Origin of the sequence: Streptomyces sp. NPDC056061, assembly GCF_042266885.1 — a bacterium.
Classification (GTDB): domain Bacteria; phylum Actinomycetota; class Actinomycetes; order Streptomycetales; family Streptomycetaceae; genus Streptomyces.
Genome location: NZ_JBHJWQ010000005.1, coordinates 251,541 through 275,744, shown reverse-complemented (window position 1 = coordinate 275,744; position 24,204 = coordinate 251,541). Strand labels below are relative to the sequence as shown.

Annotated in this window: 21 protein-coding genes and 3 pseudogenes; 16 read left to right on the top strand and 8 right to left on the bottom strand. The window is 71.7% G+C overall.

Translation table 11 applies throughout. The features are described from left to right. The 4 genes from ACFC79_RS11180 to ACFC79_RS11165 are packed head-to-tail and all read left to right on the top strand — an operon-like array spanning position 1 to position 4,176. Complete coding sequence (locus ACFC79_RS11180) at positions 1-957, top strand: amino acid ABC transporter permease (protein ID WP_376238095.1); 957 nt, start codon at positions 1-3, stop codon at positions 955-957. Next, a complete protein-coding gene (locus tag ACFC79_RS11175; RefSeq protein WP_376238092.1) occupies positions 954-1,724 on the top strand; it encodes an amino acid ABC transporter ATP-binding protein in 771 nt (256 codons plus the stop codon). Before ACFC79_RS11180 ends, ACFC79_RS11175 begins: the two co-directional genes overlap by 4 nt. Next, entirely contained in the window at positions 1,724-3,337 is a 1,614-nt protein-coding gene (locus ACFC79_RS11170; protein ID WP_376238090.1) for an amidohydrolase family protein, read from the top strand. Before ACFC79_RS11175 ends, ACFC79_RS11170 begins: the two co-directional genes overlap by 1 nt. Beyond that, the gene (locus ACFC79_RS11165; RefSeq protein ID WP_376238088.1) at positions 3,334-4,176 is read left to right on the top strand and encodes a serine hydrolase; all 843 of its coding nucleotides are present in this window, start codon (positions 3,334-3,336) and stop codon (positions 4,174-4,176) included. Before ACFC79_RS11170 ends, ACFC79_RS11165 begins: the two co-directional genes overlap by 4 nt. Before the next feature lie 21 nt (positions 4,177-4,197). On the opposite strand, the gene ACFC79_RS11160 is transcribed toward ACFC79_RS11165, so the two are convergent. The 4 genes from ACFC79_RS11160 to ACFC79_RS11145 all read right to left on the bottom strand — a co-directional run bounded on the left by ACFC79_RS11160 (position 4,198) and on the right by ACFC79_RS11145 (position 9,681). Next, positions 4,198-5,121, bottom strand: coding sequence for a LysR family transcriptional regulator (locus ACFC79_RS11160; RefSeq protein WP_376238085.1), 924 nt, complete (start codon positions 5,119-5,121; stop codon positions 4,198-4,200). Beyond that, complete coding sequence (lysA, locus tag ACFC79_RS11155) at positions 5,115-6,467, bottom strand: diaminopimelate decarboxylase (protein WP_376238083.1); 1,353 nt, start codon at positions 6,465-6,467, stop codon at positions 5,115-5,117. Before lysA ends, ACFC79_RS11160 begins: the two co-directional genes overlap by 7 nt. A 193-nt stretch (positions 6,468-6,660) precedes the next feature. After that, a complete protein-coding gene (locus ACFC79_RS11150; protein ID WP_376238080.1) occupies positions 6,661-8,163 on the bottom strand; it encodes a glutamate synthase subunit beta in 1,503 nt (500 codons plus the stop codon). A 327-nt stretch (positions 8,164-8,490) separates the two neighbouring features. Beyond that, positions 8,491-9,681 (bottom strand): PP2C family protein-serine/threonine phosphatase, encoded by a 1,191-nt coding sequence (locus ACFC79_RS11145; RefSeq protein WP_376238078.1) that lies wholly within the window; start codon positions 9,679-9,681, stop codon positions 8,491-8,493. A gap of 159 nt (positions 9,682-9,840) precedes the next feature. Here ACFC79_RS11145 and ACFC79_RS11140 point away from each other — a divergent pair, with 159 nt between their 5' ends. Beyond that, positions 9,841-9,996, top strand: coding sequence for a hypothetical protein (locus ACFC79_RS11140; RefSeq protein ID WP_376238075.1), 156 nt, complete (start codon positions 9,841-9,843; stop codon positions 9,994-9,996). Positions 9,997-10,050: 54 nt separating this feature from the next. Here ACFC79_RS11140 and ACFC79_RS11135 read toward each other — a convergent pair. Continuing rightward, positions 10,051-10,369 (bottom strand): annotated as a pseudogene (locus tag ACFC79_RS11135) (transglycosylase SLT domain-containing protein); the annotation flags it as partial. A gap of 417 nt (positions 10,370-10,786) precedes the next feature. Between ACFC79_RS11135 and ACFC79_RS11130 the strand changes: the two are divergent. Next, positions 10,787-12,496, top strand: a complete 1,710-nt coding sequence (locus ACFC79_RS11130; protein ID WP_376238072.1) for a SpoIIE family protein phosphatase — start codon at positions 10,787-10,789, stop codon at positions 12,494-12,496. Positions 12,497-12,507: 11 nt separating this feature from the next. On the opposite strand, the gene ACFC79_RS11125 is transcribed toward ACFC79_RS11130, so the two are convergent. Both ACFC79_RS11125 and cynR read right to left on the bottom strand, forming a co-directional pair. Beyond that, positions 12,508-13,152: a GntR family transcriptional regulator gene (locus ACFC79_RS11125; protein ID WP_376238070.1), complete on the bottom strand. Its 645-nt coding sequence runs from the start codon at positions 13,150-13,152 to the stop codon at positions 12,508-12,510. A 15-nt stretch (positions 13,153-13,167) separates the two neighbouring features. Then, entirely contained in the window at positions 13,168-14,103 is a 936-nt protein-coding gene (cynR, locus tag ACFC79_RS11120) for a transcriptional regulator CynR (RefSeq protein ID WP_376238067.1), read from the bottom strand. Positions 14,104-14,383: 280 nt separating this feature from the next. Here cynR and ACFC79_RS11115 point away from each other — a divergent pair. From ACFC79_RS11115 to ACFC79_RS11105, 3 genes and pseudogenes are all read left to right on the top strand, one after another. Beyond that, positions 14,384-14,755 (top strand): annotated as a pseudogene (locus tag ACFC79_RS11115) (carbonic anhydrase); the annotation flags it as partial. A gap of 326 nt (positions 14,756-15,081) precedes the next feature. After that, a complete protein-coding gene (locus tag ACFC79_RS11110; RefSeq protein WP_376238065.1) occupies positions 15,082-15,819 on the top strand; it encodes an acetoacetate decarboxylase in 738 nt (245 codons plus the stop codon). 75 nt (positions 15,820-15,894) lie between these two features. Beyond that, positions 15,895-15,957 (top strand): annotated as a pseudogene (locus tag ACFC79_RS11105) (hypothetical protein); the annotation flags it as partial. 203 nt (positions 15,958-16,160) lie between these two features. Here the strand turns inward: ACFC79_RS11105 and ACFC79_RS11100 are convergent. Further along, on the bottom strand, positions 16,161-16,787 hold the full coding sequence (locus tag ACFC79_RS11100) for a ScbR family autoregulator-binding transcription factor (RefSeq protein WP_376238063.1): 627 nt from the start codon (positions 16,785-16,787) through the stop codon (positions 16,161-16,163). Between the two features lie 575 nt (positions 16,788-17,362). On the opposite strand from ACFC79_RS11100, the gene ACFC79_RS11095 reads away from it, so the two are divergent. The 7 genes from ACFC79_RS11095 (at position 17,363) to ACFC79_RS11065 (ending at position 24,043) form a co-directional block, all read left to right on the top strand. Then, positions 17,363-18,061, top strand: a complete 699-nt coding sequence (locus ACFC79_RS11095; RefSeq protein ID WP_376238061.1) for an HAD family hydrolase — start codon at positions 17,363-17,365, stop codon at positions 18,059-18,061. A gap of 249 nt (positions 18,062-18,310) precedes the next feature. Further along, positions 18,311-19,051 carry a DUF1684 domain-containing protein gene (locus ACFC79_RS11090; protein ID WP_376238058.1) on the top strand — a complete coding sequence of 247 codons (741 nt, stop codon included), beginning with the start codon at positions 18,311-18,313 and terminating at the stop codon, positions 19,049-19,051. A gap of 61 nt (positions 19,052-19,112) precedes the next feature. Beyond that, positions 19,113-20,627, top strand: a complete 1,515-nt coding sequence (locus ACFC79_RS11085) for an ABC transporter substrate-binding protein (RefSeq protein WP_376238056.1) — start codon at positions 19,113-19,115, stop codon at positions 20,625-20,627. Next, positions 20,627-21,592 carry an ABC transporter permease gene (locus ACFC79_RS11080; RefSeq protein ID WP_376238054.1) on the top strand — a complete coding sequence of 322 codons (966 nt, stop codon included), beginning with the start codon at positions 20,627-20,629 and terminating at the stop codon, positions 21,590-21,592. Before ACFC79_RS11085 ends, ACFC79_RS11080 begins: the two co-directional genes overlap by 1 nt. Before the next feature lie 41 nt (positions 21,593-21,633). Beyond that, positions 21,634-22,485: an ABC transporter permease gene (locus ACFC79_RS11075; RefSeq protein ID WP_376238051.1), complete on the top strand. Its 852-nt coding sequence runs from the start codon at positions 21,634-21,636 to the stop codon at positions 22,483-22,485. Continuing rightward, positions 22,482-23,279 (top strand): ATP-binding cassette domain-containing protein, encoded by a 798-nt coding sequence (locus tag ACFC79_RS11070; RefSeq protein WP_376238048.1) that lies wholly within the window; start codon positions 22,482-22,484, stop codon positions 23,277-23,279. Before ACFC79_RS11075 ends, ACFC79_RS11070 begins: the two co-directional genes overlap by 4 nt. Next, positions 23,279-24,043: an ABC transporter ATP-binding protein gene (locus ACFC79_RS11065; protein WP_376238045.1), complete on the top strand. Its 765-nt coding sequence runs from the start codon at positions 23,279-23,281 to the stop codon at positions 24,041-24,043. The genes ACFC79_RS11070 and ACFC79_RS11065 overlap by 1 nt, the downstream gene beginning before the upstream one ends. The last annotated feature ends 161 nt before the right edge of the window (positions 24,044-24,204 follow it).

Here is a 24,204-nt window from a genome sequence, read left to right as displayed (position 1 = left end):
ATGACCCATCCGAAGACGTCCGCCGTCGCGCCGGCGGACGGCCCGGCGGCACCGGACGACGACCTCGCGCTCCGGCTGAGCCGCCGCCCCCGGCCGGGGCGCTGGCTGGCGGTCCTCGCCGCCGCGCTGTTCGCGGTGTGGATCGCGTACACCATCATCGTCAACCCCCACCTGCACTGGGACATCGTCGCGGAGTACCAGTTCGACGGCGTCATCCTGCGGGGACTGTGGGTGACGATCCAGCTCACCCTCGTCTCGATGACCCTCGGTGTGGTGATCGGCGTCGTCGTCGCGGTGATGCAGCTCTCCGACAGCCCGGTGCTGCGCTTCACGGCCGGTGCGTACACCTGGTTCTTCCGGGGCACCCCCCTGCTGGTCCAGCTGATCTTCTGGTTCAACCTCGCCCTGCTGTTCCCGGTCATCAGCATCGGCGTCCCCTTCGACGGACCGAAGCTGATCAGCTGGCAGTCGAACCAGGTCATCACCGGCTTCGTGGCGGCGCTGCTCGGGCTCTCCATCAACGAGGGCGCCTACATGGCGGAGATCGTCCGGGCCGGTATCGGGAGTGTGGATCCCGGCCAGCGGGAGGCCGGGGCGTCCCTCGGCATGTCGAACCGTCAGATCCTGTTCCGGGTCGTGCTTCCGCAGGCGATGCGGGTGATCGTCCCGCCGTTCGGCAACCAGTTCATCTCCATGCTCAAGACGACCTCGCTGGTGTCCGTCATCGCCGGATCGGACCTGATGACCGTGTCCCAGCACCTCTATCTGGCCAACTTCGAGGTGGTGGCGCTGCTGCTGGTGGCATCCCTCTGGTACCTGGTCCTCACGACGATCGCCAGCATCGGACAGCACGCGGTCGAACGCCGGTACAGCCCGGGGGCCGCCCCGCCGCTGCGGCGCAGGATCTTGGCCGATCTACGACCGGGGCGTGCGGGCAGGAAGGGAGCGACGGCATGAACGACGTGATTCTCGCGGCCCGCGGGGTCCGCAAGCGGTTCGGTGAGGCCGAGGTGCTGAAGGGCATCGATCTGGAGGTCCGCAGCGGTGAGGTGCTGTGCGTCATCGGTCCCTCCGGCTCCGGCAAGTCGACGTTGCTGCGCTGCTTCAACCACCTCGAACAGATCGACGCGGGGCGGGTGTGGATGAACGGCGAGCTGATCGGCTACGAACAGCACGGCCCGTCCGGCCGCCTGCGCGAGCGGCGCCCCCGCGACGTACGGCGTCAGCGCGAGCGGATCGGCATGGTGTTCCAGCGGTTCCACCTGTTCCCGCACCGCACCGCGGTCCAGAACGTGATGGAGGGTCCGGTCGCCGTGCTGGGCCGGTCCCGTGCGGAGGCCAGGAAGCAGGCCCTGGATCTGCTGGCCGAGGTCGGTCTGGCGGATCGGGCGGACCACTACCCGGCGCAGCTGTCGGGCGGTCAGCAGCAGCGCGTGGCGATCGCCCGCGCGCTGGCCATGGAGCCCGCCCTGATGCTCTTCGACGAACCGACCTCCGCCCTCGATCCCGAACTCGTCGGCGAGGTCCTGGGCGTCATGCGCGATCTGGCCCGCCGGGGCACGACGATGGTCGTGGTCACGCACGAGATGGGATTCGCCCGCGAGGTCGCCGACCGTGTCGTGTTCATGGACCAGGGCGCCGTCGTCGAGTCCGGCAGCCCGGAACTCCTGTTCACCGCCCCGCGCCACGCGCGCACGCGGGCCTTCCTGTCGACGGTGCTGTGATGGGCCGCCCACTCGACCTGCTGCTGCGCGGCGGAACACTCGTCGACGGCACCGGAGCACCGGCACGGGAGGCGGATGTCGCGGTCGCGGACGGACGGATCGCCGTGCTCCCGGCCGGTACACGGGCCGCGGCGGCCGAGGTCCTCGATGTGTCCGGTCGCGTCGTCGCCCCCGGCTTCATCGACGTGCACACCCATTCCGACGCCCTGGCCGTGCCCCGTGACGCCGCCGCGGAACCTGCCGACGAGCTGCGCCTTGCGCCGTTGCTCCAGGGGGTCACCACGGAGATCTGCGGCAACTGCGGGACCAGTCTGTTCCCCGCGCTCCCGGAACGGCTGCCGGACCTCGCCGAACACCTCCGGGTGACCTTCGGCCTCGGGCCCATCCGGCCGGCGGTGGACTTCGACGCGTTCGCCGCCGGTCAGGACCCGGCGCTGCGGTACAACCACATCGCCTCGCTGGTGGGCCATGGCACCCTGCGCGCCGGGGTGATGGGCTTCGAGGACCGTCCGCCGCGCCCCGACGAACTGGATGCCATGCGCACCCTGCTCGACCGGGCGCTGCGGCAGGGCGCGGCGGGCCTGTCCACCGGGCTGATCTACCCGCCCGGCACCTACGCGGCCACCGGGGAGATCGTCGCGCTGGCCGAGGTCGCCGCCCGCCACGGCAAGCCCTACGTCACCCATCTGCGCGACGAGATGTCGCAGGTGGAATCGGCCCTGGAGGAGGCGCTGGAGATCGCGGCACGTTCCGGCGCCGCGCTCCAGGTCTCCCACCACAAGACGGCGGGCCGCCACGCCTGGGGGGCCACCCTGCGCACGCTGCCCCGGCTGGAACGGGCCCGGGCCGAGGGCCTGGACGTGCTGTGCGACGTGTACCCGTACACCGCGGGCAGCACCGTGCTGCACGCGATGCTGCCGCCGTGGGCGAGTGAGGGCGGTGTCGGCGCGCTGCTGGAACGGCTGCAAGGCGCCGATGTCCGCGACCGGATCCGGGCGGACATCGCGACGGGCGTCGCCGGGTGGGAGAACACCGTGGGCAACGGCGGCTGGGACCTCATCGCGGTGGCGTCCGCGCGGTCCCGCCCGGACGCCGAGGGCCGCCGGGTCGCCGACCTCGCCGCCGAGCAGGGTGTGGACCCGGTCGACTACGTCTGCGATCTGCTGCTGGCCGAGCGGGGCGAGGTGACCATCATCAGCCACTCCATGCACGAGGACGACGTGCAACGGGTGCTGGCAGGACCGCTGTCGATGATCGGCTCGGACGGCGTCCCCAAGCCGGGCCGCCCGCATCCCCGCTGGGCGGGGAGCTTCGCCCGCGTGCTCGGCCACTACGTCCGCGATCGACGGCTGCTGCCGCTGGAGCGGGCGGTGCACAAGATGTCGGGACTGCCGGCCCGCCGGTTCGGGCTCGCCGGTCGCGGTGAGGTCCGCGACGGCGCCGTGGCGGATCTCGTGGTGTTCGATCCGGACACGGTGCTCGACCGTGCCACGTTCGACCGTCCGCTGCTGGCGCCGGAGGGCGTCGGTACGGTGGTGGTGGCGGGACGGGTCGCGGTCAGGGAGGGCCGTCCGACGGCCGTGCGGGCGGGGGAAGTGGTGAGGGTCCGATGAGCCTGTCACAGGTGGCGGCGGCGGCACGGCGATCGGCCGCGCTGCCGCTCACCCTGGCCGTCGCCGCCGTCGACATCGACGGCGGCGGCACGGTGGGGGTCGACGACGACGTGGTCCTGCCCGTCGCGTCCGCCTCGAAGCTGCTGCTGCTCGCCGAGGTGTCCCGTCGGCTGGACGGCGGGGAGCTGTCACCCGGCCAGGTCGTCGAGGTTCTCGACGAGGACCGTGCGGACGGCACCGGCCTGCTGCGCCGGATGAGCCGGGTCGGCTGGAGCGTCGACGATCTGGCCTGGCTGACCGCCTCGGTCAGCGACAACACCGCCACCAACGCGTTGCTGCGCCTGGTGGGCCGGGAGTCCACGGCCCTGCTGGCGCGGCGGCTCGGGGTCGGCCGCCTCGTGCTCCACGACAAGGTCCGCGACACCCGGGGCCCGGACGTGCCCCCCGTCTTCGCCACCGGCACCGCCCGGGACCTGGCGGGGCTGGTGGCGCACGCGGCGCGCGGCACGATGGTCTCCCCCACGGCCTCCGCACGGCTGCTGGGCTGGATGCGCGCCAACACCGACCACGGGCTGGTACCGGCCCTGGTGGATCACGACCCGTACGCGCCGGGTTTTCCGGATCCGCTGCCCGACCGGCTGCTGGTGGCCAACAAGACCGGCACCGACACCGGGGTCCGTGCCGACGCCGGTGTCATCGTCGGAGCCCGCCGGATCGCGTACGCGGTGCTGGCGCACTGGGACACGGAGCTGGGGCCGCGCGCCGAGCGGGCCGCGGTGCACGCCGTGCGGGACGTCGGTCGCACCCTCGCGGCCTGTGCCGACCGCTCCGCCCCGTGACGGGGCGGGTGCGGCCCCGCGTCAGGACCACTGCATCTCAAGCAGCGAGCTGACCTCCTCGGCCGCCGACCGCAGTTCCGCGAGGAAGATCTGCAGCAGCGGATTGCGGTTGGTGGGCCGGGTGGCGACCCCGATCCGCCGGTGCAGCCGGGGATGGTCGAGTCGGCAGACGTGGACGCCCGTGCTGTCCCCGAGCCCGAGGGCCGGGACGAGGGCGATGCCCATGCCCGCCCGGGCGAGGTTGACCGTGACCTGGTAGTGGTCGGTGCGGCAGCGGATGCGCGGGCGGAATCCCTCGGTCGCGCACGCGCGTTCCAGCACCGGTTCACCGGTGCTGCCGCCGTGCGTCCCGATCCAGCTCTCCCCCTCCAGGGCGGCGAGCCGGACCGTCGTGCGCCGTCCGAAGCGGTGCCCCAGCGGGAGGACCACCAGCTGCGGTTCGTCGAAGAACATCTCGACGTCGACGCCCGCATGCCGGCACCAGGGGTCCAGCGGGTGTTCGAAGACGACCGCCGCGTCGAGCCGGCCGGCCTCCAGGTCGGGCACCGTCTCGTGCGGCTGTCCCAGGATCAGCTCCAGTTCGACCTGTGGCCGCTCGGACGCGAAGGCGGACAGGGCCCGCGGCAGCAGTTCCAGGCCCGACGAGGCGAAGAAGCCCACGCGCAGCACGCCGGCCTCGCCCTCGGAGTGCGCGCGCAGATCGTCCTGCGCGACGGCCATGAGGTCGGCGACGGCCTGCGCGTGCTCGGCCAGTCGTGCCCCGGCCGCCGTCAGCCGCAGGCTCTGCGGCTGACGTTCCACCAGTGCGGTGCCGACCTCCTGCTCCAGCCGGGCCAATTGGTGCGAGACCGCGGACGGGCTCAGGTGCAGCGCCCGGCCCGCCGCCACGATGGTGCCCGTGCGGGCTATCTCCAGCAGGACGAGCAGTCGGGCACTGTTCAGCATCGGGTCAGACTAGTGCCCCTCCCGGCACCGGTCCCTGCCGGCTCGGACCGTTCCGGCGACTCCACGGGTTCGTCGACGTCCAGCCGCAGCAGGTCCTCCTCCGTCTCGCGGCGCACCGCGATGCGCGCACCGCCGTCGCGGACGAAGACGACCGCCGGGCGCGGCAGCTTGTTGTAGTTGGACGCCATGGCGTATCCGTAGGCGCCGGTGACCGGTGTGGCCAGGACGTCTCCCACGGCGGTCCCGGCGGGCAGGGCGGCGTCGTCGACGATCACGTCGCCGCTCTCGCAGTGCTTCCCGACGAGTCGCGCGCGCCACGGCCGCGGCGCGTGCGGGCTGCGGGGCAGGAACACCTCGTAGCGGCTCCCGTACAGGGCGGGACGCGGGTTGTCGCTCATCCCGCCGTCGACACCGACGTAGGTCCGCACGCCCTCGATCCGCTTGATCGTGCCGACCCGGTACAGGGTCAGCCCGGCACGTGCGGCTATGGACCTCCCCGGTTCCACCGCGACCTCGCCCGTCCAGCCCGTCTCCCGGACGGCGAGCCGCACCGCGGCGGCCCAGTCGGCGAACGACGGTACGCTCTGCCCGGCCTCGTAGGCGACGCCGAGGCCGCCGCCGACGGTCAGCCGACGGGTGCCCGTCCGCACCGCGAACCGTGCCACGGCGGCGGCACCGGCCGCGAGTTCGGCGGTGTCCAGCACCTGGGAGCCCACGTGCGCGTGGATGCCCTCCAGGATCATCGCCGGGGATTCGGCGGCGCGTCGTACGGCGTGCGCGGCCGCTCCGTCCGCCAGGCCGAAGCCGAACTTCGAGTCGTGGCCGCCGGTCCGGATCGCCTCGTGCGCGCCTGCGGCGACGCCCGGGGCCACCCTCAGCTGGACGGGCGCGGGCGGCAGTCCTTCCTCGGCGTGCAGCCGCTCGATGCGGTCCATCTCGTCGAGGCTGTCGACAACGATGTGCCGCAGCCCTGCCGCCATGGCCGTGCGCAGTTCCGTCTCGTCCTTGTTGTTGCCGTGCAGCACGATCCGGTCGGCCGGTACGCCCGCGTGCAGGGCCACCCGCAGTTCGCCGCCGGAGGCGACGTCGAGCAGCATCCCCTCCTCGTGGGCGAGTCGAGCCATGGCCGTGCACAGGAACGCCTTGGAGGCGTAGGCGACGTTGTCCGTGCCGAAGGCGGCGACCGCCTCCCGGCAGCGGCGGCGCAGGTGCTCCTCGTCGTAGACGAACAGCGGGGTTCCGAAGCGCTCCGCGAGATCGAGGAGCGGGACGCCTCCGACGGCGAGCCCGCCGGGGCGGGCCTCGGCCGTGAGGGGCAGCAGGCCCGTTTCGATGGCTGACGTCATGATTCCTCCCCGTAGGCCGGTTCCCGGCCATCCTGCTGCCTGCACGAGGGGGCGCAAAAGCGCATTCTTCCGTGGCTGAGCATCACGTTCTTCGACGCCCGCGACCGAGCTCGCCGTCAACCGACCGAGCGTGCCGGTCCCGCGCGCCTGAGGTGCCGTGCGCCCCTCCCTCCGGGCCGTTTCGCGCGACGCCTCAGGCGGCCAGGGGCCGGTCGTCCGGTGCGACGGGCGCCGGGAGGACGGTGGAACCGCGCAGGTACCGGTCCGCCGCGGCCGCGGCGGACCGCCCCTCCGCGATGGCCCACACGACGAGGGACTGGCCGCGTCCCGCGTCGCCCGCGACGAACACGCCGCTCGTCCCGGCCCGAGGAGCCGCCGGACCGGAGGTCACGGCCTCGAAGGCGGCGGTCCGCGCGTAGGTGCCCCGGTCGTCGAGCACGAGGCCGAGCTGGCGCACCAGGCCGCTGCCCCGTTCAGGGCCGAAGAAGCCGAGGGCGAGCAGGACCAGATCGGCCGGTATCACGTGTTCCGTCCCGGGCCGCGGATTCCGGTTCCCGGGCTCCGCCTCCGCCAGGCGCAGCGCGCGCACGTGTCCGGACCGGTCGCCGTCGAAGCCGAGCGTGGCGGAGGCGAAGATCCTCGGGTCCGTGCCGTCGCGTTCCCGGGCCTCCTCGTGGGCGTGGGAGACGCGGTAGACCTTCGGGTACACGGGCCAGGGTTCGTCGTCCGGGCGCAGGGCGCCGGGCTCGGGGTTGATGTCGAGCTGTACCACCGAGGCGGCCTTCTGGCGCAGCACGGTGCCCAGGCAGTCCGATCCGGTGTCGCCGCCGCCGATGATCACGACGTGTCTGCCCTCGGCGGTGGGCTCCGGAACGTCCCTGTCCCCCTCGGCGGCCCGGTTGGCCGCGGTCAGGTAGTCCATGGCCTGGTGGATGCCGTGCAGGGCCCGGCCCGGGACCGGGAGTTCCCGTTGCCCCGCGGCGCCCACGGCGACGACGAGGGCGTCGTACCGCTCCGAGAGCCGGCGGGCGTCGAGGGCGTCGCCGACGTCCACTCCCGTGCAGAACCGCGTGCCCTCCGCCCGCATCTGCTCGATGCGGCGGTCCAGCTGGTGCTTGTCCAGCTTGAACGCGGGGATTCCGTAGCGCAGCAGCCCGCCGGGGCGGTCGGCGCGTTCGTAGACGGTGACGGTGTGGCCCGCGCGGGTGAGCTGTTGCGCCGCCGCGAGTCCGGCGGGTCCTGATCCGATGACGGCGACGGTCCTGTCCCCGATCCGTGCGGGCGGTTGCGGCGCCGCGTATCCGCGCGCCCAGATCTGGTCGGCGATGGCCTGTTCGACGTTCTTGATCGTCACCGGGTCGGCGTTGATGGACAGCACGCAGGCGTCCTCGCACGGTGCCGGGCAGAGCCGTCCGGTGAACTCCGGGAAGTTGTTCGTCGCGTGCAGCCGCTCGGCCGCCGCCCGCCAGTCGCCCCTGCGCGCGTACGCGTTCCACTCGGGGATCAGATTTCCCAGGGGGCAGCCGCTGTGGCAGAAGGGGATGCCGCAGTCCATGCAGCGCCCTGCCTGTTCGGACACGAGCGGCAGTTCGGCCTGCCCCGCGTGGACCTCGTTCCAGTCGTCCAGGCGTTCTTGGACGGGACGGGCCGGAACGGGTCGGCGATGGGCTCTGAGGAAACCGTGGGGGTCGGTCATGCCGCCGCCTTCGTCGCCGCTCGCGATGCGCGGGCACTACGGCCAGGCTACGCCCGCCCACGGGTGCGTCCACCGGTGACCGGGGCCCGGGGGCCGTGGTCCGGCGCGCGCCGTGTCCCGGACCCGGTGGCCGGTCCGCTCCGGGCCCTGCGGCCCGGGGAGCAGCGGGGTACGGGCTCCCGACGCCCTGTCACCGCACCTGCCGCGTCGTGGCCGGCCGCGGCATTCCCCGGGTTCCCGGCCCCGCTCGGACCGGAAAGACCCCGTCCGCCGTCGTTGTCGCCCCGCCCGGGATGCGAAGCCGCATGACGCCGCTCGCCATCCGCCCTATTCCTCCCTGGGTCGTCGGCGGCCGGCGCCGGGACGGGCCGTGCCGGGGCAGACGCTCTTCACGAGCGGGTGCGCCGCGGTGGCGGCGGACTGGCGGCGGATGGCGATGACGGCGGCGTCGTCGCCCAGCCGTCCGCCGGCGTGGGCCAGCAGATCATGCCGCAGATGGTGCAGGAGTACGTCCGGGGCGCAGTCGGTCCAGCGGGAGGCCCGTTCCACGAGCGGGTAGAACGCCCCGTCCCGGTCCCGTGCCTCGATGACACCGTCGGTGTACAGGAGCAGGGTGTCCCCGTCCTCGAAGGCGACCACGTCGATGGCGTGGGAGGCCGGCGCCAGGCCGCCGACCCCCAGCGGCGGGGCGGGATTGAGGTCCGGCACGGTGACGGAGTGCCCCGCGCCGAGCAGCAGCGGCGGCGGGTGGCCACAGCTGGTCAGCCTGCCGATGCGCCCCTCGTCGGGGATCTCCAGCAGCAGGGCGGTGACGAAGGGTTCACCCGCCTCGCCCTCCGGCTCGAAGTCGTCCTGGTAGCGGCAGACGCTCCGTTCCAGGGCCGCGGCCAGTTCGGGCAGTCCGGTCTGCTGGTGGGCGGCCTCGCGGAAGGCTCCGAGGAGCACGGCCGCCTCTCCGACGGCGGCCAGGCCCTTGCCTCTCACGTCGCCGATCATCATCCGGGTGCCGTCCTCGACGCGCGCGGCCGCGTACAGGTCCCCGCCGATCAGCGCCTCGTCCTCGGCGGCCAGATACAGGGACGCGACCCGCAGCGGTCCGATCCGCTCCGGGAGCGGCCACAACAGCACGTGCTGTGCGGCCTCCGCGACCGTCCGCACCTGGGCGAGCAGGCGTCCGCGTCGCTCGCGTATCAGGCAGAAGATCACGATCAGGACCGTGAGCACCGAGAGGGCGGTGATCTGGACGAGCGCGTTGCGGCTGTCCAGCGCCCCGAGGTATTCGGCGATGAAGACCTGGGCCGCCACGGCCAGCACCCCGATCGCTCCCGTCAGCACCGGACCGGCGAAGGACGCGGTGAGCGCGGGTGCGATGACCAGCAGCGGACCGAGTTGGATTTCCGCCCCGGACAGGATGTCCAGAACGGTGATCAGGGCGACGAGGCCGACGGGGATCGCGAGCAGCCCGTGGCCCGGCCGCCAGGACTCCCGCAGCACCGCGAAGCGCTCACCGATACTCACGTCTTCCACACTGCACCGGCCCCGGGCGGCTGACGACTCGGCCGAGGGCGGGGCCGGCGGGCTCCGCGGGGGGATGACGGCCGCGACGCCCGGCCGACGGGCGCGTTACGCTCATTTCGTACGCACCCACATGTACGCGTTCCGATCGCGGAGGCGGCCATGAGCGAGAACGAGGAGTATCCGACTCCGTCACAGGCCGAGGGCGAGCGGCTGGAGGAGGACATGAACCCGGCCGAACAGCGGCACCCGGCCACGACACGCACCCAGCCGTCGCAGGCGGAGGGCGAGCGCCGCACCGACGACGCCGAGAGCTGAGTCCGTCGTCGCGGCCCGGCGGCGCCTCGCCGACGAGGGAACGGAATTCCCGGATCAGTAGGCGGAGTTGACGTTGTCGATCGACCCGTAGCGATCCCCGGCGCAGTTGGCGGCCGCGGTGATGGTGGCGACGGGGTTGGTCGGGTCGTGCGCGGTGCCGTCGACGTGGTACGCGTTGACGGTCGGCTGGATGACCTGGAGCAGCCCCTTGGAGGGGGTGCCCTGTCGCGCGTTGACGTCCCAGTCGTTCTGGGCGCTCGGGTTGCCGCCGGGCTCCCGCATGATGTTTCGGTGGATCGTAGCTGCCGGGGATGCCCTCGGCCTTCATGATGGCCGGCGACTCCTTGATCCAGCCGTCGAGGTTGTCGGCGTAGCCCTGCCCGCCCCGACGGCGGAGCCGGTGGGATCCACCGGGTCCGGTCGCGGATTCTCGCAACGACAGCCATCGTGGGCGGAATGCCGGAGTGAGCGCAAGGATGTGACGCACTACCCAACTTCGGAAGAATATCCGTTTTTTACCTTCATCTACTGCTTCTCGGCCCAAGGGGCGACGGAGCATCCGCGAACCCCGTGCGTATGTGACGTGGCTCCCATGGGTGACGTCACGTCCGGGCGGCCGTTCGGTCACGCAACGGCGCCCCGGCGTCACCCGGGCGGAGGCGGGGGCGGCCGGGCGGGGCGGCGCACGGACCGCACCGGCCGCGATCGGAGCGGATGCGCGCCGCGGGCACCGGACCCACGATTGAGGACCGGGCAGCGGGTGGTCCGCGCCCCGCCCCAGGAGGTTGACGTGCAGGCCGAAGCGCAGGACGGATGGCCGCTGCCGTTCGACGTCTCCGTCCTCTCCCTCCTCTTCGACGGTGCGCCCGCCGGGGTCGCGCTGTACGACACGGAGCTGCGGTACCTGTACGTGAACCCGGCTCAGGCCCGGATCAACGGGCCGTCGCCCGCGGAGCACCGGGGGCGGAGCATCGTCGACGTGCTGCCCGAGTTCGACGAACGACAGCACGTGCTGCGCGCGGTGCTCCGGGACGGGCATCCGCGCGACACGACGTTCAGCGGCCGCACCCGCGAGCTGACCGGGAAGGACAGGCGGCACTGGCGCGGCAGTTACCACCGGATCGAGGTCGGCGGCGTCCGCCTGGGCCTGGTCGGAATCGTGATGGAGATCAGCGCGTCCCGCCACCAGCAGGAGGAGCTGCATCGCGCCCGGCACTACCTGACCATGCTCGACAGCGCCTCCACCGGCATCGGCACCACCCTGGACATGGACACCACCTGCCAGGAACTGGCGGAGTTCATGGTGCCCGCGCTTGCCGACGTCGCCTCCGTCGAGGTCTTCCCGTCGGAGATCGGGCACCCCGTGCGCCGCCCGCCGCCCGGGGTGGTCAGGCTGCGCCGTGCCGCCCTGGCCATGACGCCCGAGGTCCGCGAAGCCCCCGGGAACTTCCGGGAGCCGGGCGAGTACATCGACTACCAGGTGGAGTCCGTCGTCCAGCGTTCCCTGACGGACGACCGGCCGGTGCTGGAGAACTCGTCCACGGACGAACGGCTCGGCCGGTCCGGCCCGGACCCGGGCCGGACCGCCGCGTACCGGGCCATGGGCCTGCACTCGATGTGCGTCGTGCCGCTCTCGGTCCGCGGTATCCCGCAGGGTGTGCTCGCACTCGGCAGGGTGGGGAACTCCCCGCCCTTCACCTCGGAGGTGGACGTGATCATCGCCCGGGAGCTCGCCGGGCGCGTGGCCATCGACGTCGACCACGCCCGCAGATACGCGCGCGAGCACGGGATCGCCCTGGAGCTCCAGCGCTCGCTCCTGTCCGAACCGTCCGGCCGGCACCCGCACATCGAGATCGCGACCCGCTATCTGCCGGCCGAGCGCGGGGTGCTCGTCGGCGGCGACTGGTTCGACGTCATCCCGCTGCGGAACGGACGGCATCTGGAGGCCATGGGCGACGTGATGGGGCACGGGGTCGAGGCGGCCGTCGCCATGAGCCACTACCGCTCCCTGCTGCGGCTGCTGGCCGCGGACGAGCTGCCGCCGCACCGCATCCTGGAGCGGCTCGACGCCATGGTGGAACGGTCGGGACTCGACCGGGCGGCGACCTGTCTGATCGCGGTGGTGGACCGGCTCTGGGAGGTGTGCGAGGTGGCCAGCGCGGGCCATCTGCCGCCCGTCCTCATCGACCCGGGCGGCGGCGCGGCCCGCATCCCCGAGCTGCCCGTCGGGCCGCCCCTGGGCACCGGGTACGGACGGTACGAGAGCCGGCCAATCCCCTGCCGGCCCGGCACCGTGCTGTTCATGTACACTGACGGGCTCGTGGAGCGCCGGGACGAGGCCGTCGACGTGTCCGTCGCACGGCTGACGGAACTGCGCATGCCCGTGAGCGGAGGACTGGAGGGCCTGCTGGACGAGGTGCTCGACCGGTACGGCGAGGGCGCCGAGGACGACATCGCGGTACTGGCCTCCCGCATCCGCTCGGGCGGACCGACGCGGTGACCGGCGTCCGGTCAGTCCCGGGACTGCTTCCGGCGCACGGCGGCGCGGCTCGTCGCCAGGTGCTTCATGACGAGCGCCTCGACCCGCGAGACGTCCCGGTCCGCGATCGCCCCGTACAGCTCCGCGTGCTCCTCGGCGACCGCCACCAGGTCGTCGTGCTGCCCCAGCAGCCAGCGCATCCTGCTGCGCAGGGTGCCCTCCAGCTCGTCGAGGAGTTCGTTGTCCGCCAGCGCGGCCACCGTCTCGTGGAAGTCGGCCGCGGCGCGCCGCGCCCGCACGGCGTCGCCCTCGTGCGCCGCCGACAGTTCGGTGTCCAGATCCGCGCGGAGCCTCGCCAGTCCGGCGCGGGTGCGCCGCTGCGCGGCGAGCCGGAACGTCAGGGTCTCCAGAGCCGAACGGACCTCGTCGAGGTCGGCGATGTCGGTCGGTGTGAACTCCCGCACCACCGCCCAGGTCCGTGGCCGCGGGGTGACCAGTCCCTCGGTCACCAGAGCCTTCAGGGCCTCCCGGACGGGCAGTCGGCTCACCCCGAGTTCCGCGGCGAGTTCGCGCTCGACGAGCCTGCTGCCCGGTGCGCGCACCCCGTCGACGATCTCGTCGCGCAACTGCCGTGTCACCCGCTCCGATTCGGGCTCGAAGCCGCTCGCGGCCGTCATGTCGTCATTCTCCCATCAGTCGGCGTCGCCGCGGATCGGCCGGGGCGACGCGTAGCCGCGTTCCCGGACCAGGTCGTGCGCCAGCCGGGTGAAGGCACGTACGGCGGCGCTCTCGTAGGCACTCCCCCTGCGCAGCAGCACGACCACGCGCGTGGGCAGCGGGGGATCGATCGGAACGGGGGTGAGATGGGGGCGGTCGTCCGTGATCGCGTCGGGCAGCACGGTGGCCAGCGAGGCGGTGCGTTGCACGATCTCCGTGAGCGCCTGGACGCTGTTGGCCTCCACGACGATCGGCGGTCTGACGCGATGCCTGGCGAAGTACTCGTCGACGTGATTCCGGGTGGCGAAATCACTGCTGAGAAGGGCGAGTTGCTGTGCGGAGAGATCGCGCACCGGAACCGGCCGGGCGGCTCGCGCGTCGGGTCCGCCGCGGGCGGCGACGACCAGACCGAGCGCCTCCGTGAAGAGCGGGACCGGCGCGATGCCGGACAGGTGGTCCCCCTCGAAGGCGATGCCGATGTCCAGCTCGTCGGCCAGAAGACCGGCCTCGATGCGGTCCTGCGTCATCTCCCGCACCTCCAGGGTGACCCCCGGGTGGCGGGTGCGGAGCTCCCGCGCGAGGGGACCGGCGAGGTAGGCGATGAAGGTCGGCGTCATCGCCAGGCGCACGTGCCCGCGCGAGAGGTCGGCGACATCGAGCACGGCCCGGTCGGCCACCGCCAGCTCGCGGAGCGCGCGCCGCGCGTGGCTCACGTAGACCTCGCCCGCGTCGGTCGGGCGGACACCTCGTCCGCTCCGGTCGAGCAGCTGGGCGCCGACCACCCGTTCCAGCTGTTTGATCTGCTGCGACAGCGTCGGTTGGGAGATGCGCAGTTCCTCGGCGGCACGCGTGAAACTGCCGTGCTCGACCACGGCGACGAGATAGCGGAGGTGCCGCAGTTCCGGACCCATGCCGCGAAGTATAGAGCGCATCGATCACACTTTGCGCAAATGCACTCTTCTGCCTATGGCCGCAGCCATCGAGGGGCGAGTCCCCCCTTCCCGTCGAGCCGGGCGGGGCGGCGGCACCCCGGACAGCACCGCCCCGGCCCGGCGGCACAGATTCCACAGACACCACCAATGGACACCACCAATGAACCTATGAATAGCAAGACTTGGACTCCATACCGCCAGGTCATGCATGGTGGAAAACGTCAGCCCGCTGGGCCGGCACCCACCGAAGGGAGTGCCCCTGCACCACATCACCCACGGCCCCGAGCGGTTCCGACGCGATGTCTTTCCCGCCAAGGCGGGACTGTTCGCCCGTCCGGCCACGACGCACCGGCCGAAGACACTGTTCATCGGCTGCTCCGACGCCCGCGTGGTGCCGGAACTGATCACGCAGAGCGAACCGGGCGAGCTGTTCGCCATCCGGACCGCCGGCAATCTGATCCCGGCCCACGGCTCGGCGCCCGACGGCGTCGCGGCGAGCGTCGAGTACGCCGTCGCGGTGCCGGGCGTCCACGACATCGTCGTCCGCGGCCACTCCGGCTGCGGTGCCATGACCGCCCTGGCCGAGGAGCACGATCTCAGCGCCGCCCCGGTGATCGCCGACTGGTTGCGGCAGCCTCCCCGGTGAGTCCGCTGCCGGTCCGTGAGGTCGTGCCGGACCTCGTCGTCCGGGGGCCCGTGACGGCCCTGACCGATCGCCTGCGGGAGATGCGTCGCGCCACCCATCCACCGGCACGCGGAACGTCCTGACCGCCGGCGGTCCGCACGGGACCGCAGCGGCGACCGGACGGTACGTGGGTGCGGAACGAGCCCCGACCTCCCGGCGGGGCACCGCACGACATGCGATCACCGCTCCCCTACCGGAGACTGTGGGCGAAACCGCCGTACGCCTCGCCGCCCGTTCGAGGCGCGAGGCCCCCGCAGTCCGTCGGAGGAATCGTGCGCTCCCAGGACGTCCCACGAGCATTCGCCACCCCGCTGGACCGCCCCGCGTACCCGCCGACCCGGTACCGCTTCACCGACCGCGAATACCTGAGCATCACCTACCGCACGGACCCCGAGGTGCTCGACCGGCTCCTGCCCGAGCCGCTGTCGGTCGCCGAGCCACTGGTGCGGTTCGAGGTGATGCGCATGCCCGACGTCACCGGTCTGGGCGACTGCACCGAGGCGGCCCAGTTGGTGGAGGTCCTGTACGAGGGCGAGCGCGCCGAGTTCGGCCTCGCGATGTACGTGGACAGCGTTCCGGCCATCTCCAGCGGCCGGGAACTGAGCGCGTACCCGAAGAAGGGCGGCTCCCCGCGTCTGGCCCTGGAGGGCGACACCCTGGTCGGGACGCTCGACTACGGTTCGGTCCGGGTGGCCACGGCGACAATGGGTTTCAAGCACGCTCCGATGGACCCCGCGGAGGCCCGGGCGGAGCTGACCCTGCCCACGTTCATGGTCCAGGTGGTTCCGGGCTACGACGGGAAGCCTCGGATCTGTGACCTGGTCCGGACCCGGATCACCGACATCACGGTGAAGAGCGCGTTCCGAGGTCCGGCCCGGCTCCAGCTCTTCGCGCACGCGCTGGCCCCGCTGGCGGACCTGCCGGTCCACGAGATCGTCGACGCCTGGCACATCCTCACCGATCTCACCCTCGGTCCGGGCGAGCCCGTCCACGACTACCTCGCCGGCTGACGGGCCCTCGCCGACAGGACCTCCGCGCCCGTCGGTACGCCCCCAGGCGCGTCCGCAGCGCAGGACATCGACCGGATGGGGCAGATCGACATGGGAACGCCGAACGATCCGTTCCGGATGATGGACGCGGTCGGCCCGGACGTCGTGCTCGACATCGAGGACCACTGCGCGGCCGAACGGCCCCGCCCACCGGCCCGCACGACCTGCCGCACCGGTAGGTCGACGCCGGACACCCGGGGATCAGGGCGGGGCGCGGTTTCTACGACGACCGCACGGACGACGGGACGGGCGACCGGGGCCGCCAGCCGCCCGCCCCCGGCGCCCCGGCAGGGCGGGGACGCTCACGAGACCCGGGCCCGCGCCCGCGCGATCAGGGCCGCCGGGTCCGGGTGCGCCTGGAGCGCGTTCAGCACGAGACGCCACCACTGGTCGAGCCGCACCGCGAGTTCCGTCTCCCCCGCGGCCTCGCCGGTGAGGCTGTACAGGCCGAAGAAGGCGCACACCAGCGCCGGGGCGGTACCCGACGGCTCGACGCCCGCGGCGAGTTCCCCCCTGGACCGGGCGTCGGCGAGCAGTCGGGTGGCCGCCGCCGTCCAGGCTGCGAACGGGGTGGGAACCACCGCGTCGATGCTGCGGCGTTCGGCCCACAGGCGGGCACCCGCGCGGGCCGTGACGTCCCGGCACAGGACCCCGGCGATCTCGAAGCTCAGGGCGACGAGCCTTTCGAGCGGCGGAACATGCGATGCCGTGTAGTGCGCGGTCAGCTGCGGCCACGCGGCGAACTGCTCGCGAACCACGGCGAGGGCAAGCTTCTCCTTGCTGGAGTAGTGGAAATAGATGGCTCCGCTGGTCTTCCCCGACCGGGCGCATATGTCATTGACGCTCGTTCCCACGTATCCCCGTTCGACGAAGAGATGCGCCGCGGCTTCCAGGAGATTTCGCCGCGTCGTTCGCGCCCTGTCCTGCACGTATGTTCCACCTTCGATATTTCATGCGACGCACAGGGCGCAAAGCGGTAATGCACCCGCGCATGACGGTGCCGTCAAGCCATACCGTGCAGCGATTTTATGATTCTTCGACTGCGCACGCGTGGGCAGCATCGGATAATTCCGCATTCATTTCGACCGACGTCGCACACAAGTCCGTCACACCACCACCGGGAAACCGCCACCGTCTTCCGACATATCGACCAAAGAAGCAGGTTGGGCGGCCGATCGGCGGTGCACGCCCTTACCACGGGCCACTCCATGATTCACGCCCGGAGCGCGACCGCACTGCCGCAAAACACTCGAAGTAGTGATTGCCCCTCGCTCCGCCGTGAAATTAACGTAGTCGGCACGATGTTTTCGGCTCGTCACCGATGAGGCGGACGATTTCCGCACCGACGGGCCCGACGGAGGCAAATCGACCGCCTCCGCACGCGGTCGCCGAAGGCCGCCCGGAATCACATTCCCGACAGTTCAGCGCGCCCTCCCCGAAGTCCGGGACATCAGCGATGCGAGATCGACCCGGGGCCGGCGCACTCTCCGAGAACGGCAGAGAAATGACAGATCATTCCATCCTCACCTGGTCGCCCGCCGCCGTCGTCTTCGATTGCGACGGAACCCTGATGGACACCGAACGCCACTGGCAGGACGCCCGCAACCTCGTGTTCCGCGAGTTCGGCCTCAAGCCGCCGATCGGCTTCGCGGCGCGCGCCCAGGGCGTCCACTACACCGAGTGCGGGAGCCTCATGGCGCGGGAGACCGGGAAACCCGAGCTCACCTACGACATGACCCACTCGCTCCTGAGGAACTTCATGGACCTCGTCGACGCGGATCCCGTCACCATGCCGGGCGCGGCGGCACTGGTCGGACTGACGACACGTCACCTCCCACTCGCCGTCGCCAGCAACTGCCCGCTGGAAGTCGTCGAGTCCTGCCTGCGGCGGGCCGGGCTGCTCGGCCACTTCAACCATGTCGTGGTCGCCGGCGGCTCGTTGCGCCCCAAGCCAAGGCCGGACGTCTACGCGGCCGCGGCGAAGCTCTGCGGGGTCCAGCCGCGGGAGGCACTGGCGGTCGAGGACTCCCTCACCGGCATCGAGTCGGCACGCAGGGCCGGCCTGCGCGTGCTGGGCGTCGGCCCCCGCCCCGCCGGGCGGACGGCTGAGCGGGCCGATCTGTGGGTCGACACCCTGAGCGACCGGAAGCTGGTGTCCTGGGCCCGCACCTGGATCACCGAGGCCGGGCCGCCGCTCGGATGACGCACCGGGCGCGCTCGCCGAGGCCCCGGCGGCAACCGCCTCCTGCCCAGGTGCCCCGGCCCGAACCGGGGCACCACCTCCGCACGCGGCCGCCGAAGGCCGCCCGGAGCGGGTCCCCGACCCCACCCGGTCTCACCATGCAGTCACATTTGACATTAGCGCCCCTTATGGAAGATAAAGAAGACCCTTTGGGTTGAAGTTCACGCTTCGTGACATTCGAGGCGTGTCAGTCGATGAACGCCTACGTGAATGAGTCGAACCGTGCCGCACGCCGCCGAAGTCCTCGAACAGCCCGTCGATGCCGCCGCGGCCTGGGAGGCATGGCGTGTCGAGCGTCGGCGTTCGGTGACCTCGGCCACCGGGAACCTCGCACTCGTCGAGACCCGCTGGGCCCCGGCCGGTGAGCGTCCCGACCCCGAGGCCGCGGCGGCCGGTCGGCCGGACTCCCTCACCGTCACCGCCGTCGAGCGCACCGACGCCGTCACCGGCGCACCCGAGTACGGGCTGCGGTTCTGGGACGCGCGGTCCGCCGCGATCCAGCACTTCGACCGCACCGACGTCTTCGCGTACGACCCGGCCTGGGTGCTGGATGCCTCGTACACGCCGGTGCCGGGCGCCAGGCGGGTCGGATTCGAGCACATCCGGGACAACGGCGGCACCCGTGACCTCGTCGTGCCGGGAGACATCGAGCTCACCCTCGACGGCCGGGACTACACACTGAGCGCCTTCGACGACGACGGCACCCTGCTGCTCGTCTTCGGCGATCCGACCAACGGCGACACCACCTACGGCGCCGGGCGCTTTCTCTTCGTCACGCACACCGGTGAGGGCCGGGTCCTCCTCGACTTCAACCGGGCGTTCGTGCCGCCCTGCGGCTTCTCCGACCAGTACAACTGTCCGATGCCGCCGCGGCAGAACCGTTTCCACCTGCCCGTGACGGCGGGAGAGAAGCGACCCGTCTTCCGCGACGGCTTCCCCGCACAGCACTGATCACCCGGGCACCGATCGTCCCGGCACTCCCCGCCCCGCAGCACGAAAGCGCGCACTTCCCATGAGCATCAAGAAGACGTCCCTCTACGGCGGAGCGACCGCCGCCGCCCTCGCCCTGACCCTCACGGCCTGCGGGGGCGGCTCCGGCAGCGGCGCGTCCGCGGGCGGGAGCGGCAAGGACGCCACGGTCAACATCGGTTCGCTCTACGAGCCGCAGAACCTCGACAACACCGCGGGCGGCGGCCAGGGCGTCACCGAGGCGCTCAACGGCAATGTCTACGAGGGACTGTTCCGGCTCACCGACGAGGGCAAGGTCGAGAAGCTCCTCGCCCAGGACTACAAGGTGTCCGACGACGGCCTCACGTACACCTTCACCCTCCGCGACGGAGTGAAGTTCCACAGCGGCAAGGCCCTCACCGGTCAGGACGTGAAGCACAGCCTGGAGCGAGTGATCGCGAAGGACTCCCAGTCCGCGCGCAAGAGCAATCTTGAGGTCATCAAGTCCGTGACGGCGCCCGACGCCCGCACGGTGGAGGTCCGGCTCGCCAAGAAGTCGATCTCCTTCGTCTACAACCTCTCCTACGTGTGGATCGTCAACTCCGGGGCGAAGGACCTCAGGACGACCGAGGACGGCACCGGGCCGTACAAGCTGAACAAGTGGACCCGCGGATCCGCCCTCGGCCTCACCCGGTTCGACGGCTACTGGGGCGACGCCGCCGCCAACAAGCAGGCCGTCTTCCACTACTACAAGGACGCCACCGCGCTCAACAACGCGCTGCTGACCAACGCGGTGGACGTCGTCACCAGCGAGCAGTCGCCCGACGCCCTCGAACAGTTCAAGAACAACGCGAACTACAAGGTCAACGACGGCAATTCGACGACCAAACTGCTCCTCGCGTTCAACAACCGGGCCAAGCCGTTCACGGACGTCAGGGTGCGGCAGGCCGTCTCCGCCGCCATCGACGACAAGAAGCTGCTGGAGTCCGTCTGGGGCGGCTACGGCAAGCCCATCGGCTCCATGGTGCCGCCCACCGACCCCTGGTACGAGGACCTCACCGGCGTCAACGCGTACGACACCGCACGTGCCAAGAAGCTCCTGGCCGACGCCGGATACGCGAAGGGCTTCTCCTTCACGCTCGACACCCCGAACTACGACCCGCACCCGACCGCGGCGACCTTCATCAAGTCCGAGCTGGCCAAGGTCGGCATCACCGTGAAGATCAACACGATCACTCCGGACGAGTGGTACACGAAGGTCTACAAGAACCACGACTTCACGGCCACGCTCCAGGAGCACGTCAACGACCGCGACCTGGTCTGGTACGGCAACCCCGACTTCTACTGGGGCTACGACGACAAGCAGGTCACCCGGTGGGTCGAGGAGGCCGAGCAGGCGTCCAGCACAGCCGAGCAGACCGAACTGCTCAAGAAGGTCAACCGCAAGACCGCCGAGGACGCGGCCAGCGACTGGCTGTACCTCTACCCGCAGATCGTCGTGGCGAACAACAAGCTGTCCGGCTACCCGGTGAACGGTCTCAACTCCCAGTTCTTCGCCTACGACATCAAGAAGGGCTGATGGGCCGGTACCTGCTGCGCCGCCTCGCCTTCCTGCTGGTATCGCTGGCGCTGGCGAGCGTGGTCCTGTTCGTGCTGCTGCGAATGCTGCCGGGCGATCCGGCCAACGCGCTCACCTCGGTGGGCGCCGACGCCGAACAGATCGCCGCGGCGCGGCACTCCATCGGTTCCGACCGGCCACTGCCCGAGCAGTTCACCCACTGGATAGGGCAGTTGGCGAGCGGTGACCTCGGCGCCTCGTTCGTCAGCTCGCTGCCGGTCGGGCCCGAGATCACCTCCCGGCTGAACGTCACGGTCCCGCTCACGCTGGCGTCGTTCGTCCTGGCGGTGCTCATCGCCGTGCCGGTCGGATTCGTCGCCGCACACCGGCGCCGTACCTGGTACGGCGCACTGCTCAACGGGGTGTCCCAGCTCGGCATCGCCGTCCCGGTGTTCTGGCTCGGCATGATCCTGATCGCCGTCTTCGCCCTGAACGCCGGCTGGCTGCCCGCGGGCGGCTTCCCGCCGGACGGCTGGGCGCAGCCGTCCGAGGCGATCCGTTCGCTGGCCCTGCCCGTGATCACCATCGCCCTCGTGATGAGCGCCTCGCTCACCCGTTACGTCAGGTCGGCCGTGCTCGACGTGCTGGGCAGCGACTACCTGCGCACCGCGCGGGCCATGGGCGCGTCGTTCGGGCAGGCGATGTGGCGGCACGGGCTGCGCAACGCCTCGGTGCCGGTGATCTCCATCCTCGGCATCGAGCTGGCGTCCACGCTGCTGGGGGCCGTGGTCGTGGAGTCCGTGTACGCGCTCCCGGGGCTCGGCTCCCTGCTCGCCACCGGCATCGCGCAGCACGACTACCCGGTGATCCAGGGCGTGCTGTTCGTCTCCACCCTCTCGGTGCTGGTCATCGGCTTCGTCGCCGACCTGGTCCAGAGGATCGTCGATCCCCGGCTGCGCGGCAGGCTCTCCGGGGGTGCCCGGTGAAGACCCCGGTTCCCGCCGAATCCACGAACGCGACGGAGCACATGAATCCGACCGAGCGCACGTCAGGGACGAGGCCCGAGAGACGATCGGCCACCCTGCTGGTCGGCTGCGTCCTGACCGGCCTGATCGCCGTGCTCGCACTGGTGTCGGTGCTCTGGCTCCCGTACGCCGCCGACGACACGTCCGGCGGACGGCTGGCCGGCCCGGGTGCGGGCCATCTGCTCGGCACCGACAAGCTCGGCCGGGACCTGCTCACCCAGCTGATGACCGGCTCGCGCATCGCCTTCGAGGCCGGTCTCGGCTCGGTGCTCATCGCCGCGGCGCTCGGCGGCGTCCTGGGCGTGCTCGCCGCGTTCGCGCAGGGCTGGCTCGACGACACGGTCTCCGCGTTCCTCGACATCCTGATCGCCTTCCCGACGCTGCTGCTCGCGATGCTGATCGTCGCCGCCCGGTCGGCCACGCTGGGCTCCGCGGTGCTGGCGATCGGCCTCGCGCAGAGCGCGGTCGTGGCCCGGCTGGTGCGCATCCTGGTCAAGCGGGTCCTGGCGCAGGACTACATCACGGCGGCCCGCACCTCGGGCACGTCGTGGCCGCGGACCGTGGTCGGCCATGTGCTGCCCAACATCTGGCCGACGCTGGTGGTGAACCTCGCCCTCCAGTTCGGCCTCGCGGTGCTGGCCGAGGCCGGCCTGTCCTACCTGGGTCTGGGCGCGCCGCCGCCGAACGCCTCGTGGGGCCGCATGCTCCAGGAGGCGCAGGCCACCTTCACCACGGCCCCGGCGGGCGCCCTGGCCCCCGGCATCCTGCTCGTCCTGCTCGTCATCGGCGTGAACCTCGTCGCCGACGGGCTGCGCGACACCCTCGATCCCGCGACCCGGCGGAGGCACGCGTGAACATCCTCGACGTACGCGACCTCACGGTCCGCACGGCACAGGGGCAGGTCCTCGTCGACGGCCTCTCCCTGGCCATGGCCCCCGGCGAACGCCTCGGTCTCATCGGGGAATCGGGTTCCGGGAAGTCGCTGACCACGCTCGCCGTGCTCGGTCTGCTGCCCGAGGGCATGACGGCCACCGGCAGTGTCGAGCTAGCCGGTACCCAGATCGTGGGCGCGGACGAGAGGCGGCTCACGAAGGTGCGCGGCCGGGACGCCTCCGTCGTCTTCCAGGAGCCGCTCACCGCGCTCGACCCGCTGATGCGCGTCGGCCGGCAGGTCGCCGAACCGCTGGGCAGGCGGCGCGGTCTGAAGGGCGCCGCGCTGCGGCGGGCCGTCGTGGACGCCCTGGAGCAGGTACGGCTGCCCGAGCCCGACCGCATCGCCCGTGCCTTCCCGCACGAGATCTCCGGCGGGCAGCGCCAGCGCGTCGCGCTCGCCATGGCACTGGCCTGCGATCCGCAGCTGCTCATCGCGGACGAGCCGACCACCGCCCTCGACGTCACCGTGCAGTCCGACATGCTCGGCCTGCTCGACTCGCTGGTGCGGGAGCGGGATATGGCGATCCTCTTCGTCAGCCACGATCTCGCGGTCGTCGCGAAGGTCGCCGACCGGGTGCTGGTCATGAAGGACGGCCGGGCGGTGGAGGAGGGTGACGTCCGCGAGATCGTGCGCACCCCCGGCGAGGAGTACACCCGGGCGCTGGTGGCGAGCGCACGGCAACTGGAATCGGCCCTGGACCCGAGGAGCGCGTGATGACGCCCGTACTGGAGCTGGACGCAGTCTCCTTCGGCTACCGGGGAAGCGCCTCGCCGGTCGTCGAGGACATCTCCCTCGCCGTCGGGACCGGGCAGAGTCTGGCCCTCGTCGGCGAGTCGGGGGCCGGCAAGACCACGCTGCTGCGCCTGCTGCTCGGGCTGGCCCGCCCGGGCTCCGGCACCGTCCGGTTCGACGGCGAGGAGCTGAGGCCGCGCGACGGCGGGCAGATGCGGCGTTTCAGGCGCGGTGTGCAGTGTGTCTTCCAGGACCCGTACTCGTCGCTGGACCCGCGGCGGCGCATCGGTGCCATCGTGTCCGAACCGCTGCGTTCGCTCGGCATCGACACCCGCGCCACCGCCGCGCCGAAGGTGGCCCGGGCCCTGGAGCAGGTCGGCCTGCCCGCCGACGCCGCCGGCCGGTATCCCCACGAGTTCTCCGGCGGGCAGCGCCAGCGCATCGCCATCGCCCGGGCGACCGTGTGCGATCCGCGGGTGCTGATCGCCGACGAGCCGGTCAGCGCACTCGACGTCACGACCCGGGTGAAGGTCGTCGAGCTGATCGAGGAGTTGAAGGAGGAGCGCGGTCTGACGCTCGTCATGGTCTCCCACGACCTGTCGGTGGTCGCCTCGCTGTGCGAACGGACGGCGGTCCTGGAGGGCGGTCGCCTGGTCGAGCTGGGCGGGACCGCACAGGTGCTGGGTGCGCCCGCGCACCCGTACACCCGTCGGCTCGTCGAGAGCGTGCCGCGCCTGCCGGTCTGAGCGGTGGACCGCCGCCCGGCCGGGGACGGCGTTCCACGGCGGGCGGCCGCGAGGACGGATTCGACGATCGCGCCGCGGAAGGCGGGGATTTCGGCCATGCGGACCGAGCCCCGGTACTTCCGCCCGCGCCGGGCAACTGCATCGCTGCGTTCGGAACGGCA